Annotated in this window: 10 protein-coding genes; 4 read left to right on the forward strand and 6 right to left on the reverse strand. The window is 41.3% G+C overall.

What is annotated here, in order from left to right:
* Window positions 1-3 precede the first annotated feature (3 nt).
* From BM161_RS04905 to BM161_RS04930, 6 genes are all read right to left on the reverse strand, one after another.
* A complete protein-coding gene (locus BM161_RS04905; protein WP_074930897.1) occupies window positions 4-2,256 on the reverse strand; it encodes a methyl-accepting chemotaxis protein in 2,253 nt (750 codons plus the stop codon).
* 67 nt (window positions 2,257-2,323) lie between these two features.
* Window positions 2,324-4,222 carry a substrate-binding and GGDEF domain-containing protein gene (locus BM161_RS04910; protein ID WP_074930898.1) on the reverse strand — a complete coding sequence of 633 codons (1,899 nt, stop codon included), beginning with the start codon at window positions 4,220-4,222 and terminating at the stop codon, window positions 2,324-2,326.
* Between the two features lie 53 nt (window positions 4,223-4,275).
* The gene (udp, locus tag BM161_RS04915; RefSeq protein WP_074930899.1) at window positions 4,276-5,064 is read right to left on the reverse strand and encodes a uridine phosphorylase; all 789 of its coding nucleotides are present in this window, start codon (window positions 5,062-5,064) and stop codon (window positions 4,276-4,278) included.
* Between the two features lie 95 nt (window positions 5,065-5,159).
* Window positions 5,160-7,385 (reverse strand): hydratase, encoded by a 2,226-nt coding sequence (locus BM161_RS04920; protein WP_074930900.1) that lies wholly within the window; start codon window positions 7,383-7,385, stop codon window positions 5,160-5,162.
* A 102-nt stretch (window positions 7,386-7,487) separates the two neighbouring features.
* Window positions 7,488-9,878, reverse strand: a complete 2,391-nt coding sequence (locus tag BM161_RS04925; RefSeq protein ID WP_074930901.1) for an HD-GYP domain-containing protein — start codon at window positions 9,876-9,878, stop codon at window positions 7,488-7,490.
* A gap of 69 nt (window positions 9,879-9,947) precedes the next feature.
* Complete coding sequence (locus BM161_RS04930; RefSeq protein WP_074930902.1) at window positions 9,948-10,373, reverse strand: hypothetical protein; 426 nt, start codon at window positions 10,371-10,373, stop codon at window positions 9,948-9,950.
* Between the two features lie 64 nt (window positions 10,374-10,437).
* On the opposite strand from BM161_RS04930, the gene feoB reads away from it, so the two are divergent.
* The 4 genes from feoB (at window position 10,438) to BM161_RS04950 (ending at window position 15,919) form a co-directional block, all read left to right on the forward strand.
* On the forward strand, window positions 10,438-12,852 hold the full coding sequence (gene feoB, locus BM161_RS04935; RefSeq protein WP_074930903.1) for a ferrous iron transport protein B: 2,415 nt from the start codon (window positions 10,438-10,440) through the stop codon (window positions 12,850-12,852).
* Window positions 12,853-12,915: 63 nt separating this feature from the next.
* Window positions 12,916-13,476, forward strand: coding sequence for a rubrerythrin (rbr, locus tag BM161_RS04940; RefSeq protein WP_074930904.1), 561 nt, complete (start codon window positions 12,916-12,918; stop codon window positions 13,474-13,476).
* 55 nt (window positions 13,477-13,531) lie between these two features.
* Entirely contained in the window at window positions 13,532-14,728 is a 1,197-nt protein-coding gene (locus tag BM161_RS04945) for an NADP-dependent isocitrate dehydrogenase (protein WP_074930905.1), read from the forward strand.
* A gap of 147 nt (window positions 14,729-14,875) precedes the next feature.
* On the forward strand, window positions 14,876-15,919 hold the full coding sequence (locus tag BM161_RS04950; protein WP_244882698.1) for an ABC transporter substrate-binding protein: 1,044 nt from the start codon (window positions 14,876-14,878) through the stop codon (window positions 15,917-15,919).
* The last annotated feature ends 10 nt before the right edge of the window (window positions 15,920-15,929 follow it).

Below are 15,929 nucleotides of genomic sequence, written 5' to 3' on the forward strand. Positions count from 1 at the left end.
CAACTATTCTACCTTGAACTTGTTCATAGCAGCACGAAGCTTTGCAATACTGTCAACGTTCTTTTCTACACAATCATGTGCTTTCTTAGAGTAACTACCAATTGCGTCTGTCTTATCTGTCATGTTCTTTACATTTGTATTAACAGAAGTTGTCATGCGGGCAATACGGTCCATTTCAAAAGAAACCTGTTTACTTCCTTCCATCATCTCATCAGAGTCGTTCTTTACATTTACGGTAATCTTGTTGATTTCGCGCATAAGTTCAAGAACCTGTTCACCACCCTGATTCTGCTGACGCATTTCTTCATCAATAATAAGTTCCTGTTCGCTTACAGTTTTTGTAAGGGCAAAGATATTATTGAACTGATGCTGAACCTGAGCTGTAGATTCTGTAATAGTCTTGATAAGGTCCTGAACATCCTTAAGTTCATTTTGAATCTTAGAGCCCTGAGATGCAGACTCTTCGGCAAGCTTACGAATTTCTCCTGCAACTACAGAGAAACCGCGTCCACTGTCTCCTGCATGTGCAGCCTCAATAGCAGCGTTCATGGCAAGAAGGTTTGTCTGGCTCGCAATATTACGGATAACAGATGATGCTTCCTGAAGATTCTTTGAACGATCATGAATCTTAGCAGAAAGATCCGACATGTTATTAATAAGTGACTGACCAAGTTCTGAAGCCTGTTCAAGCATATTCATTGAAGAACGGTTGTTTTCAAGAATGTTTGAAACATTACGGATATTTACAGTCATCTGTTCAACCGAAGCTGCAGATTCCGTTACGCTGTTTGCCTGCTGATCAATATTCTCATTGAGTTTTTTGATGTTCTTTACAATCTGTTCAACAACAGAAAGGGCCTCTTCAACACCTGCAGCATGTTCCTGCATCTGTTCCTGAATAGATGAAATACTTGAAGTAATATCTTCAACAGCTGCTGAAGTATGCTTCATTGAATCATCAAGTTCGTTTCCGATTGCATCCATCTCTTCACTGGAAGCCTTAACATCTTTAATTGAAACGGAAAGCTTATCCATTGTCTTGTTGAAGCTTTCACACATATCGCCAATTTCATTATTCTGATTTGCGTGGAGGCGGACAGTCATATCACCATCACCTTCACTAATGTTTTGAAGAGCCTTTACAGTAGTCTTCAATGGCTTTGTCAGTCTTGTTACAACTCCATATACAATCATCATAACAATGATAATCTGTAAAGCGAAAGCAAAAATGATAATTCTGATTGTCTGCCATGCGTTGCTGTCAATTTCGGATACAGGTGTTATTGAAACGAAAAACCAGGGAGTTCCTGAACGGTCTACACGAGCTTTTACAATTGTTACAAAAAGATCCTGCTGTCGGAAATTTGTAAACAGAGAAATTGTTGAATAATCAATTGTACAGTCAGAAATATCATCTCCATCCTGTGCAAGAGTACCATCTGGCTTTATGTATACCGGGTCAAAAAGTTTTTTAAGATTTGTATCAAGAAAGAAGTTTGATTTTGAACCGGCTGCAGTTTTATCAGAAGCAGCAAGAATAGAACCAGACGAAGTAATAAACTGACATTCGGTTCCCTGGAAAATTGAATTCCCATCCATCATCTGATCAAGGCCTGAAAGCACAATATCAATACCTGCAATACCACTGCGCTGACCAAGAGAGTTCTGAATCTGGCTGTATACCTTTGCACTGAGAACTGACTCACCGTCAATAACGGTAGATACCGGTTCGCTGATATAGGTATAGTTTGTATTAGTTGCCTTTTCAATTTGAGCTTCAGTAAGTTCTGTTACGATATCATTTTTGATACGGCCATTCTTATCGCGAATATAGTGAATTTTAAACTGGCCTGAAGGATTATCATCATAATCTGCGCGAAGCTTATCCTTGTGGTCAAACATTCCAGGAAGCCAGTAAGCCCATGCAGAATTAATGCTTGAACTTTTTACCATGGAACGGACAGCCTGCTCTGCTGCAGAAGCTCTCTGTTTTTCCGGAATTGCCCAGGTTCCACCTAACATTCCGGCTAAAGATTCTGTCGCATAAACATTTTCTGTCATGCGTTGTTCGAGCATAAGCCCTTTTGATTCACTTTGTGTTATAATACCTTTTGTAATCTGGTTTTTGTTGTTCTGTAAAACAGTTCGTCCGATAAAGAAAGTCATTACGACAGAAATCACTGCCATTCCTAATCCTAAGAAAAGAATAAGACTTGTTCTGATAGATGACTTTGCTGCAAAACGTGTATTCTTCATACATCACTCCAGAAATATTATATTGTGTACAATTATATATTATAACACCTTTTATATCAATCAGTTATTAATGTTTCTGGTCATCTTCCTTGTGGAAGGCTTGTTTCTGCTCATACATGATGTTGTCTACATTTTCAACAGCCTGTTCCAAAGTCAGGTCTGAATTTGCAGGAACGCTGTAAGTACCAACGCTGGCAGAAAGATTATAAGGCAGATGCATTACAGAAGTTTTAGCGGCAAGACGCTCTTTGATTTTTGTACAGTAGTCTTCTCCGTTATAGTTGCGGCTGTTTCCTACAATAAGGAATTCGTCTCCACCATAACGGATTGTAAGCCAGTTCTTAGGCACAGTTTCCATTGCCGCTGCGGCAACAGTTTTTACGGCAAGGTCTCCGTGAAGGTGTCCGAACTGGTCGTTGATATGTTTCATCTTATTGATATCAACAAAGAAGAGAACTGTAGTAAGACCATTCTTTTTATTCTGTGCATAGTAAGGCTTAGCAAGCTTGTCGAGTCCCTGACGGTTGAGGGCGCCGGAAAGAGCATCCTTTGTAGAAAGTTTAAGATACTGCTGGCTCATCTGGCGGTACATATTCTTTTTACGGAACTGTTCAATACTTGTTCCAATAGCACGCGTCCAGATATAGCCGTAACGGTTATCTATCATTGAAAGATTATTTTTTGCAACAAAATATCCGTGTACGTATGAATGATGGAAAATTGGCAGAAAGATAAAGGTTGTACTTTCTTCACTCTTCATTTTTGCAGGAATAAGCTCACGGGTATTAATCATTTCGCGAAGATATTTTTTATTGCCCTGAATAGAACAGATAGCCTGAACCTGTGTTCCGTAATTTAAGTTTTGCGGAAGATTTTCCATTGAGTTAATAAGAACTGATGTCCAGTCTGATTTCATGAAGATACAGAAGTCTGAACCTTCAAAATTGTGTGATTTAGTGAAGAAGTTTTCAACGTTTGTAAGCAGAGTAAACACATCTGCTGATTCGGCGAAAATCTCACCTATTACTTCTATCTGAGTATCAAACTCTTCTTTCTTATTGGCATCATCAAGAATACTTAGTGTAAAACGACTCTGCTGTTTTGTATTCATGTAAGCACAACCACATGACTGACGCAGAACCGGAGTACTCTTCATTTTCAAAAGCTGTGAAGGATTTACTCCAAACTCAAGACGGTTTACAACCTCAGCACCAAGGAGTTCTGCATTGTTGTGAACAGTTGTGATAGAAGGAAGCGTACACTGTGTTTCTGTAATATCATCAAAACCGATAATCTTAAGCTGATCTGGAACTGTGATTTTATTCTCTACACAGACTTTCAGAAGGCCAAGAGCGATGAGGTCGTTGGCACAAACCACTGCCTGCGGAAGCTTCTGGCCTGATTTTACATATTCAGAAAAGAAACGATATGCGCAATGGTAGTCTGTATATTCAATTGTCCAGATATTATTTGTATTAACTTCGATATTATTGTCTTTTAATACCTGAAGATAGGCTTTATGTCGCTCGCCGATATCAATTGAAGATTCTTTTCCGGAAATAAAAGCAATGTCTCGCACATTATGCATTGTGATGATGTGCTGAATTGCATCGTACATTCCCGAATAATTATCAATACGAAGACAGCAGATGCCTTCCATCTTCTTGTTGATGCAGACTGCAGGCTTTCCAGATTTTAAGATTCTAAGACGCTCGCGTTCAAGAACTCTGACGTTGCCGATTAAATCTGCAAGGACAACAACTCCATCAAAATCTTCATAATGAATAAGATTGAAAATAGACGCACCAGTCCAATTCGGGAAGCCGGAATATTCGGTGTAGTTATACATATTGAATACATAGATATCAATATTTTTATCCTTCACCGCTCTCTGCATTCCGAGTATGAAATCTTTGAGAAAATATGTACTCCAGCCACAGGCAAGAACCGCGATTCGTCTCTTCATAGACTTCTATTATAACACGGTTTTAAGAGGCACGCAAAAAATTGTTGTCTGGATTATTTTGATTCTTTTGCTTTATCCTGAAGTATAAGACGTCTAAGGGCCTCTACTCCAACTGTAATTGCAAGTTCAGTATCGTGTGCCTGTTTGTTTGGAAGGCCTTTTTTAGCACGTTCCTGATTTGCAACTACGAGGAAGCAGGAACCTACGCGAACACGGAGGAACTGGCCGGCAATAAAGAGAGCGGCACTTTCCATTTCGCTTGCAAGACAGCCCATACGAAGCCAGGCCTGCCATTTGTTTTCAAGTTCATAACTTACAGGCATAACTTCTGGTTCGTGCTGACCGAAGAAGGAATCTTTACACTGAACAACACCAGTGTGATGTGGAGCTTTAAGATCTGCAGCTGCTGCGACGAGGGCGTTTATACAGTCGAGGTTAGCAACTGCAGGATATTCAATAGGAGCGAACTCGCGGGAAGTTCCTTCCATGCGTACGGCACCTGTTGCAATTACAATGTCGCCGCCCATTACGTCTTCCTGCATACCGCCGCAGGTACCTACACGGATAAAAGTGTGGGCACCGCATTTAGCAAGTTCATCTATGGCGATTGCGGCAGAAGGTCCGCCGATACCAGTTGAGGTAACGCTTACAGGAACTCCTTCGAGTGTACCTGTGTAGGTTGTGTATTCACGAACATCTGCAACAAGCTTCGGGTTATCAAAGTGTGCAGCAATTTTTTCACAGCGTTTTGGGTCGCCCGGCATGATAACATATTTACCAATGTCTTTAGGACCAACGCCTGTGTGATACTGTTTTCCTGAACCTTCTGTGTAGTCTACCATACTATCTCCTGTATTCTGCGGTAGTTTCGACAAGCTCAACCACCGTATTTTCTGTGTACTGTGGTGGTTGAGCCTGTCGAAACCACCTTTAATGTTTATCCGCGGTAAAAGTTTATAAGACATCCGGCGAGGATTATTTTTCTTTCGTCGTCTGTCAAATCACCTGTACTTAATTCGAACTCATTTACTGTTCCGTCTGCCTTTACAGCGTATGCTTTGCAGCTCGGAAGCTTATCCTGAACCATCTTCTTTACATCCGGAATAAATACATAGTCGCCGTTTGCAAATGGAAGATTTTTGTCGCCATCTTTATAGAGGAATGGCAGCATACCCCAGTTAATGAGGTTTGAACGGTAACGCTTTGTAGCATATTCGTTTGCAATGTTTGCCCATCCGCCAAGTACCTTCTGGCAGCTTGCAGCCTGTTCGCGGGCAGAACCGTCACCTGGCTTTACAGCAAAGATTGATGAACCAAGTCCAGCAGCCTCAGCACGTGCACCGAATCCAGCAGAGAACTTATCGAGAGCGGCAGCGGCTGTCTTTACCTCAGCTTTAACCTCATCTGCTCCATCACGAACAGCCTTTGCACGACCAACATAAGCTGGGTCGCGGCGGCTCAAGGTGAACTCAGCAAGGCCGAGTGGATTTGAACGGAAGGATGAAGTTTCTCCAGATGGAATAAGTTCATCTGTTGTAGTTACAGGGTCGTGAATCTCGCTTACAATCTTGATCAAAAGATCATCGCTTAAAGGCTTCATTGCAGGCCAGTCCTTAATGTTTGGACCAAACTGAATCTCAACTTCAGGATGAGCAACTCCCTTAGAATCATATACGCGTTTTTCGTAAATTGCCTTATCAAAGAAATATTTCTTTCCGCTGAACTCTGTATCGAATTCTGTAGCAGCTGTAAGGAAGCCCTTGTTTGCAGCAGTAGCGGCAATTGAGCGTGCATCCATAAGAGCAACAGAAGAAAGCTGTCCGTTCTGAATCTTTGAACCTTCGCGGTTAGGGAAGTTTCTTGTAGAGTGGCGGATAGAGAATGCGCCGTTAGCAGGAGTATCACCCGCACCAAAACATGGACCACAGAAGGCAGTCTTAACAACAGCACCGGCATCAATCAATGCACCGAATGCACCGTTCTTCATAAGCTCCATGTAAACAGGCATAGAAGCAGGATATACGCTCAATACGAACTTGCCGTTTCCAGAGTCCTTGCCCTTAAGGATATCAGCTGCAGCACAGATGTTTTCGAATCCACCACCTGCACAACCAGCGATTATACCCTGATCAACATAAAGCTTGCCGTCAATAATCTTATTATGAAGATTGAAATCTACCTTATCACCGAAGCTTACCTTAGCGCGTTTTTCTGCATCAGTAAGAACATCATCAAGATTCTTATTAACTTCTTCAATTGTATAAGCACATGATGGATGGAACGGCATAGCAATCATAGGGCGGATTTCGCTCAAATCAATCTCAATTGCAGCGTCGTAGTAAGCACCAGCACCTGGCTTCAATTCTTTATAAGCACCAAGGCGGCCGTGAATTGCATACCACTCTTCAACCTTACCATCTGTTTCCCAGATAGAAGAAAGACAAGTTGTCTCAGTAGTCATTACATCAACGCCGATACGGAAATCAGCAGAAAGATTTGCGACACCTGGTCCAATGAATTCCATTACCTTGTTCTTAACAAAGCCGCTTGCAAATACTTCTTTAATGATTGCAAGTGCAACGTCCTGAGGACCAACTCCAGGAACAGGAGCGCCAGTAAGATAAATTGCAACTACGCCAGGATAGTTTACATCATAAGTTTTTCCGAGGAGCTGTTTTGCGAGCTCTCCACCACCCTCACCAATTGCCATTGTACCAAGGGCACCATAACGTGTGTGAGAGTCAGAACCCAAAATCATAGCACCACATTCAGCAAGCATTTCGCGCGCATACTGGTGAATTACAGCCTGATGTGGAGGAACATAAACTCCACCATATTTCTGTGCACATGTCAAACCAAACATGTGGTCATCATCATTGATTGTACCGCCTACAGCACAAAGTGAGTTGTGGCAGTTTGTAAGTACATAAGGGATTGGGAACTTTTCGAGTCCAGATGCACGGGCAGTCTGGATAATTCCAACGTAAGTAATATCGTGTGATGTGATTTTGTCAAACTTGATTTTGAGTTTACTTTCGTCGCCGCTTGTGTTGTGTTTCTGAAGAATTGAATATGCAATTGTCTTTTTTGCACCGTCTGCACTTGCAGCTGCGTCACGGAGTGTTCCGTTTTCATAAATTACGCCAGAATTGTGGAGTTTCATTTTTGTTCCTCTTAATAGTAATATAGAGGAAAGAATATCATATTTAGCTCTATTTGGGAATAGATTCCGCTGTTTCGACTTAGCTCAACAAGCGTTTGGCATTTACGAGATTCTGATATTTGTCAGAACACACTGGTCTCCGGTAAGCGAAACATAAATCTCCGGAATATCTTCCTTCATAATAGTAACATTACGAATCTGAATTCCCGCATTTTCAGAAATTACAGTAATGCGGCGGCTTTCACGGTAGATTTCAACCTTACAGTCCATTCCAGTCTTATTCAGTTTTTTCCAGGTTTCCCAGTCTTCAAAATCATCATTCTTATTAACAATCATATTGTTGGTAGCCTGGCCATCTGATTCCCAGTGTTCACCATCAAGACGGATAAGCGCAAACTCTTTATAATCCGGACCATTAACCTGTTTATCAGCAGAATAATAAAGAACAATATACGGACAATGCCAGATAAGCCGCGCCGTAGGTAAACTCATTGTATGGAAGCTTATAGTCATGCGCTCTTTAACAAGAAGACCTTCTGTAGTAGCCGAACGCCAGTCATCAATCTGAATGCTTGGAACATCGCCTTCAGGCCCTGTAATATAGTTGATTTCCGGTGCAATACGAGGAATATAATCTGCTGCAACAGGTTCTTCTTCCTTATGAACTTCTACATTTGAAATTGTACAATTCAAGCCGGTAAGTCCAAGATAGCAGTAATGAGAGCAGTCTGGCAGAGCCATAATAAAGCGCATTGTATTAAGAGGGCTAGAAAGTTTGAGCATCATATGATCTTTTACGCGGACTGCTTCAATATCATAATCAAGGCCTTTCTTATACTCTTCTACAAAATCTACTGCACCGGTAGCATTCTTTTCAAACTCTACCTGAAGATCTCGTGCTGCAATCTTTTCTGTTTTACCGTCAAAACGGAAAGTTCCATATTCCATATACAGTAAATCTTTTCGCTTAGACTCAGTTTCATGAATACGGGCATCAAGAGAATCAAAAACGACAAAAGAAGGAATTGTATCAAGACTTGCCTTATCTGCATCACAAACAAAATGAAGATGCATTTTTGTAACACACTCATTAAGGAAAATACCTTCTGATTTTTCCTGGCGGTATTCGCCACAACGAAGAATATTCTTTCCAGAAAGCTCGGTTACTTCCTCGTGTTCCTTCATTTCATATTCAGTATCAAGGTCAATCAGATGAACCATGATTTTTGCATAAACAGGATCAAACTGAGTTCCAGTCCCCTTCACTATTTCTTCTCGAACCTTCTGCTGAGGAATCGGGTCACGATAACTTCGCTTTGAAGTCATTGCATCGTAAGAGTCGGCAACAGAAATGATGCGGGCAATTTCTGGAATATCGTCACCCTTGAGTCCTTCCGGATAACCACGACCATCATAACGTTCGTGGTGAGAGTTGGCGGCAATTGAAAGATATGGAGATTTACTAATGCTCGAAAGAATCTGTTTTCCAATTACAGGGTGCTTTTTTATTTCTGCAAACTCTTCATCAGAAAGCTTTCCAGTTTTATTTATGATGCTAACTGGTACACCAATCTTTCCTACGTCATGAAGAAGACCTGCATAATAAACATCTGTACAATATTTTTCATCCTTTCCAGCAGCCTGTGCAATCTTTCTTGCATATTCTGCAACACGCATTGAATGTCCATGTGTATATTCATCTTTTGCATCTATTGCATTTGCAAGGGCCATAGAAGTCTGAGAAAACAGGGTCATAATGTTCTGCTGTTCATCTTTAAGATACTGAACTTCAAGGCGGTTTACATCATTTACCCGCTTATTCATATCAACAAGTACAAAGATGTAAACCAGAACTGCCATTCCTACACTTGCAAGATTCTGGAAGGAAATACCATAAAAGAATAGCTGCAATACAGTTGCACAGGCTGGCATAACTGAGAAAAATAAAAGAGGGATTCTGATTTTGCGTGCAATCTTTTTGTAATACTGAATAATTACTGACAGCTGCAGCAAAAGTATAAGAACAGGTCCTGTATAACTCATCAAGAAACCTGTACCGCGATGGTAGCAGTTTGTTTCATCAAAAGTATAATAAAGACCGGTAAGAACTCCAAATACAAGGAAGATTATGCTTACACCAAAAATTACTTCTGCAACCATAAGTCTGCGTGGAATTGTTTTTAGTCCACCTTCATTTACCATAAGGTCACAAAGGTAAAGCGTAAATGCATGAATTATACAAATTGAAAATAAGAATACAGAAAAGTTTGAGATTCGGACCATCCACCAGCCAAGGGAAGTTGTATTACCCCGGAAAATATAGGCATAGCGGTCCATAATCAAAAGAAGTGCAGCATATACTTCAAGCAGAGTCAGGGCACGCCTTCTTTTTTTTGGCATAGAACTTGTAAAAATACTCAAGATAGCAAGAACAGTACAGGTTCCGCTCAAAAACAGCATAATCGAAAGCTGGTGCTGCCGTAAAAACTCCATTACCGATTCACTCCCGTATATATTCTATTATTATACTTCAGAAAGCTAAATTATGCTATTTTTTTATCACTACTCCCAGTCGTCGTAGTTTTTGTTTACGTTCAGACGTTTTTTATCAGTACGTTTTTTGTAAGGCTTTGAACCTGAGGCTGAGCCAGAAAGTGCAGCTTTTACATCTCCATTGGTAAGAACACTCATTGACTTTTCACTTTGAAGGCGGCGTTTGCGGGAATCTGCATCCAGGCCGGCGGCTGCTTCACTCTGCTTAATTAAAATATCATTTGCTGAATTGAGGTGAACTGCATAATGCAGATTGTTGTTTTCTTCTATATAGAATATTGCGGCTTCTATATCCTGAAAGCAGAGACCTGCTTTTGGTTTACCGTCGAATTTAAGATTTTCTCTGATTTTTTTGGCTGCAACAGCTTCTGTAATTAAAGATTTTTCTGAAAGCTGTACGAGCGCTTTTGCAATTTCCTCTTGTATCTGATTCATGGCTTGGATTATAACATAAAATTCATTATCATAATATAATAATATTTTATAAGAGCACAAATAAATGACATTAAAAGATTTAGCGATTGGTGAATCGGCGCGAGTTTCTAAAACCGGTGGCAACGGTGAATTGCGTCAGCACTTTCTTGATATGGGTGTAATACCCGGAACAGTCATAACTAAAATCAAACTGGCACCTTTGGGTGACCCTATTGAATTCGATGTAAACGGCTATGAGCTCACAATGCGTCTTGCAGATGCAGAGAAGATTGAGGTGGAAACAGAAAGTTCGGTGGTTGAGTGCCCGTCAGGGCGTATCGAAACCACCACGAACTCGAAAAAGGTAGTTTCGACCCTTCGACCAGGCTCAGGGCCCGCAGGCTCAACCACCGTGGGTACCTATAAATCTACCGCACACCCGGGACTTGGTGAAGGCGGAAAGTTCCACGCTAAGGGAGACGGAGATCCTCTTCCAGATGAAACACTCCTTACCTACGCCCTTGTGGGAAATCAGAACTCAGGAAAGACTACTCTCTTTAATCAGCTTACCGGCTCTAATCAACATGTAGGAAACTTTCCGGGTGTTACTGTTGACCGAAAAGACGGCGCAATCCGCGGCCAGCCAAATACTCTTGTAACAGACCTTCCCGGCATTTATTCAATGTCGCCGTATTCAAATGAAGAAATCATATCACGGAATTTCGTACTAAATGAAAAACCACGCGGAATCATAAATATTGTTGATGCTACAAACATCCATCGAAATCTTTATCTTACAATGCAGCTTCTGGAAATGGATGTTCCAATGGTTGTTGCGCTTAATATGATGGATGAAGTTACCGGCAACGGCGGCTCAATTGATGTAAATAAAATGGAAGAGTTGCTCGGAGTTCCTGTTGTTCCAATTTCTGCTGCAAAAAATCAGGGTGTTGATGAGCTTATTAAACATGCCATCCACGTAGCGCACTTTCAGGAAAAACCACTTCGTCAGGATTTTTGTGATGAAAATGATTCAGGCGGTGCCGTTCACCGTGCCCTCCACGCAGTAATTCACCTTATTCAGGACCATGCCGTAAAAGCCGGAATTCCTGTACGCTTTGCAGCAAGTAAACTTCTTGAAGGTGACAAGCGTATTCTTTACGCACTTGATCTTGATGTAAACGAAAAAGAGATTCTTGAACATATTTCCCTTCAGATGGAAGCAGAGCGTGGGCTCGACCGCAGTGCCGCAATTGCAGACATGCGCTACTCCTACATCAAAAATGTATGCAGCCAGACCGTTCGTAAACCACACGAAAGCCGCGAGAGAATCCGCTCACAGAAAATAGACACACTGCTTACAGGAAAATATACAGCCATTCCGTTCTTCATTCTGATTATGGCTCTTGTGTTTTTCCTTACGTTTAATGTAATCGGCGCCTTTTTACAAGGCCTTCTCGAAACTGGAATAGACGCACTTACCGGTCTTGTAGATACGGGGCTTACCGCTATGGGCACAAACGAAGTTCTTCACGCCCTGATTATAGATGGTATTTTTACCGGCGTTGGAAGCGTTCTCTCCTTCCTGCCGATTATCGTAACGCTGTTTTTCTTCCTTTCTCTTCTTGAAGATTCAGGCTACATTGCCCGTGTTGCTTTTGTGATGGATACAATGCTTCGTAAAATTGGACTTTCCGGCCGAAGTATAGTACCTCTTCTGATTGGCTTTGGATGTACGGTTCCGGCCGTTATGTCTACACGAATTCTGCCATCTGAACGCGACCGAAAAATGACAATTCTTCTGACTCCGTTTATGAGCTGTACTGCAAAGCTTCCGATTTACGCCTTCTTTACAGCAGCATTTTTCCCAAAGCACGGTGGCCTTATTATGACAGGTCTTTATCTGCTTGGAATTATCTGTGGTATTTTGAACGCATTATTATATAGAAAGACTTTGTTTAAGGGAGAGCCGGTTCCTTTTGTTATGGAACTTCCAAACTATCGTCTTCCTAGTCCAAAAAACGTAGGCCAGTTACTCTGGGAAAAAGCAAAGGATTTTCTTGAACGCGCGTTTACAGTAATCTTTATGGCAACAATTGTAATCTGGTTTTTGCAGAGCTTTAATCTTCATCTTTCTTTGGTTGAAGATTCTTCACAGAGTATTCTTGCTAAGATTGCAGGCCTTATTGAACCAATCTTCCGACCTCTTGGTCTTGGAGACTGGAGAATCTGCACATCTCTGATTTCGGGAGTTATGGCAAAGGAAAGCGTTGTTTCTACCCTTCAGATTCTTTTTGACGGTGGAGTAAACACAGCTCTTTCACCAGTTTCTGCGGCAAGCCTTCTTGTATTCAGTCTGCTTTATTGTCCTTGTATTGCCGCTGTTGCTTCTGTAAAAAGAGAGCTTGGTACCAAGTGGGCTTGTGCAGTTGCTTTCTGGCAGTGCGCAATTGCCTGGATTTGTGCCTTTATTGTCTGCTTAATAGGCGGATTATTTTAATCTTGATTTCTCCTGAGTTATGGATGATAATTAAAGAATATCAAAGACTCAGGAGATAAAAAAATGAGTAAATACGCTGGTACACAGACCGAAAAAAATCTTTTGGCTGCCTTTGCAGGGGAATCTCAGGCACGCAACAAATACACATACTTTGCCGCAGTTGCAGAAAAAGAAGGACTGGGTAAAGTTGCCGACATCTTCAAGAAAACTGCCAACAACGAAGAGCAGCACGCAAAGATGTGGCTCACAGAACTCGGCGGAATCAACAGCACAACAGAAAACCTCAAGGCCGCTGCTGACGGTGAAAACTACGAATGGACCGACATGTATGTTGGCTTTGCAAAAACTGCGGAAGAAGAAGGCTTTAAAGAACTCGCTGCAAAATTCCGCGCAGTAGCTTCTATCGAAAAACGCCATGAAGACCGCTACCGCTCACTCTTGAATGATGAAGACTCAAAAGCAGAACTTGCAAAGAGCTCTGTAAAGGTTTGGGAATGCCTTAAGTGTGGTCACATCGTAACAGGACCAAACGCTCCAGAGTACTGCCCTACCTGCGGTGAATACAACCAGTACTTCGAAGTTCGCGAAGACAACTACGACCTCATCCTTACCTGGGGCCGTTAATTCTAACAGGTTATAAATTGAAACACATCTGAATTTTAGGTATACTGTTATCACTATGGCTAAAATTCAGATGAAAAATGCAATCGCCGAGCTTGACGGCGATGAGATGACACGTGTTTTGTGGAAGGTAATTAAGGACGAGCTCCTCTTGCCTTATATCGATTTAAAGACAGAATATTTTGATCTTGGTCTTAAGAGCCGCGATGACTCAGACGACAAGATTACCTACGAAGCCGCTGCTGCTATTAAACGTCTGCACGTCGGCGTAAAGTGTGCTACCATCACATCTAACCAGGCACGCGTTGAAGAATACAAACTGAAACAGCTTACTCCAAGTCCTAACGGAATTATCCGTGCCGAACTCGACGGTACAGTTTTCCGTGAGCCGATTTTTGTAAATAACATTCACGGTACAGTAAGCTGCTGGAAAAAGCCAATCGTTCTTGGCCGCCATGCTTATGGTGATGTTTACAAGAACTGCGAAATCAAATGTCCTACTGCCGGTAAAGCAGAACTTGTTTTCACAGGTGTTGATGGAAAAGAAATCCGCAAAACAATTATGGATATGAAGGGACCTGGAATCATTCAGGGTATCCACAATCTTGATAACTCAATCGAAAGCTTTGCACGCTGCTGTTTTACTTATGCTCTTGATCGCAAGATGAGCGTTTGGTTTGGTGCAAAAGATACAATCTCTAAAACTTACGACGGAAACTTCAAGGCAATTTTCCAGCGTATTTTTGATGAAGAATACAAAGCTAAGTTCGAAGCTGCCGGAATTGAATACTTCTATACTTTGATTGATGATGCTGTAGCTCGTGTTATGAGAAGCGAAGGCGGATTCATGTGGGCAACAAAGAACTACGACGGTGACGTTATGTCTGATATGATTGCTTCTGCCTGCGGTTCTCTTGCTATGATGACTTCTGTTCTCGTAAGCCCAGACGGAAACTTTGAATATGAAGCTAGCCATGGTACTGTTCAGAAGCACTACTACCGCTACCTCAAGGGTGAAAAGACTTCTACTAACCCTGTAGCTACAATTTTTGCATGGACAGGTGCTCTTGCAAAACGCGGTGAGCTTGATGGAACTCCAGAGCTCGTTGACTTTGCAAAACGTCTTGAAAAAGCAACTCTTCAGACAATTGAAGACGGCTATATGACAGGTGATATTGCACGTATCGCTGAACCTGCTGCAAAAAAAGTTCTCAATTCATGGGAATACATTGCAGCTATCAAAGAAAGACTGTAAGCCCATTATTGAAAACTTTTATAGTCTGAATCTTTATAAGAGCCCGGTTTTTTGCCGGGCTTTTTTTCAATAATATAAAATTTCTTCCATAATATAAAATTAATTTGACTTCATAAATATTAGCATTTAAAATAAATAGTACTATTTATGAAAGAAACAGTAAAAAAAATTCAATTAATATCAATGATCTCTTTTCTTGCAGCCGTTATTTTCCTGCTTATTTTTATTTTATCGCTGCAATTCAAACCAAAATCCAAAAATAAAACTCCAGAACAACAGGAACGGCTTATTTTAGGCTTTTCTCAGATTGGTTCTGAAAGTGCCTGGCGTACCCGAAATACTCAGTCCATTTATGAAGCGGCTGAAGAAAACGGCATTCAGATTCTTTTTGATGATGCCCAGCAGAAGCAGGAAAATCAGCTAAAAGCTATCCGCTCCTTTATTGTATATCAGGTTGATGTTATTGCCTTTGTTCCGATTGTTGAAGATGGCTGGGACAATGTTTTACAGGAAGCAAAAGATGCCGGAATCCCGGTTATTCTTGTTGACCGCCAGATAAATGCAGATCCTTCCCTTTATGCCGGCTTCCTTGGTGAAGATGGAATTGAAGAAGGCCGAAGAGCTGCACGATATCTTGTTAATAAATGTAAAAACAGAACTGATGAAGTTACGATTTTTGAAATGTCTGGAACAGAAAACTCTTCTGTTGTACGAGACCGTTCAAACGGTTTCCGCGAGATTCTTTCAGCATATCCTAAGTTCAAAATCATTCATTCAGAAAACGGCGACTTCCTTCGTTCGCGTGGAAAAGAAATCGGAGATAATCTTGTTACAAAGCATTTTTATGGAGCAAACCGCCACGGCCTGTATTTCGAAGGCACGAAGATTGATGCGGTTTATTCCCATAATGATTCCATGACTCTCGGACTTTTAGATTCCCTGGCTGAACATAACATTAATACAAAAGATACTATAATGATCAGCGTTGATGCTGAACAGAAATCTATAGATGCATTAACTGAAGGTAAACTCAACTGTGTTGTAGAATGTAATCCGAACCTTGGTCCAAAACTTATGGAACTTGTAAAGCAGATTGCAAACGGAGAAACAATTCCACGCATTACGTATAACAGCGAAACTATGTTTACTGAAGATGATGATTTTTCTAAATATGAGCCGCGCGGCTATTAAGACTTTGCTG

The sequence above is a fragment of the Treponema bryantii genome, assembly GCF_900113965.1.
In the GTDB taxonomy this organism is placed as follows: domain Bacteria; phylum Spirochaetota; class Spirochaetia; order Treponematales; family Treponemataceae; genus Treponema_D; species Treponema_D bryantii_A.

What these genes read in the sequence shown, in the direction of transcription:
- BM161_RS04905 (WP_074930897.1), bottom strand. Translation starts at nt 2,256, where the DNA reads ATGAAGAATACACGTTTTGCAGCAAAGTCATCTATCAGAACAAGTCTT.
- BM161_RS04910 (WP_074930898.1), bottom strand. Translation starts at nt 4,222, where the DNA reads ATGAAGAGACGAATCGCGGTTCTTGCCTGTGGCTGGAGTACATATTTT.
- udp (WP_074930899.1), bottom strand. Translation starts at nt 5,064, where the DNA reads ATGGTAGACTACACAGAAGGTTCAGGAAAACAGTATCACACAGGCGTT.
- BM161_RS04920 (WP_074930900.1), bottom strand. Translation starts at nt 7,385, where the DNA reads ATGAAACTCCACAATTCTGGCGTAATTTATGAAAACGGAACACTCCGT.
- BM161_RS04925 (WP_074930901.1), bottom strand. Translation starts at nt 9,878, where the DNA reads ATGGAGTTTTTACGGCAGCACCAGCTTTCGATTATGCTGTTTTTGAGC.
- BM161_RS04930 (WP_074930902.1), bottom strand. Translation starts at nt 10,373, where the DNA reads ATGAATCAGATACAAGAGGAAATTGCAAAAGCGCTCGTACAGCTTTCA.
- feoB (WP_074930903.1), top strand. Translation starts at nt 10,438, where the DNA reads ATGACATTAAAAGATTTAGCGATTGGTGAATCGGCGCGAGTTTCTAAA.
- rbr (WP_074930904.1), top strand. Translation starts at nt 12,916, where the DNA reads ATGAGTAAATACGCTGGTACACAGACCGAAAAAAATCTTTTGGCTGCC.
- BM161_RS04945 (WP_074930905.1), top strand. Translation starts at nt 13,532, where the DNA reads ATGGCTAAAATTCAGATGAAAAATGCAATCGCCGAGCTTGACGGCGAT.
- BM161_RS04950 (WP_244882698.1), top strand. Translation starts at nt 14,876, where the DNA reads ATGAAAGAAACAGTAAAAAAAATTCAATTAATATCAATGATCTCTTTT.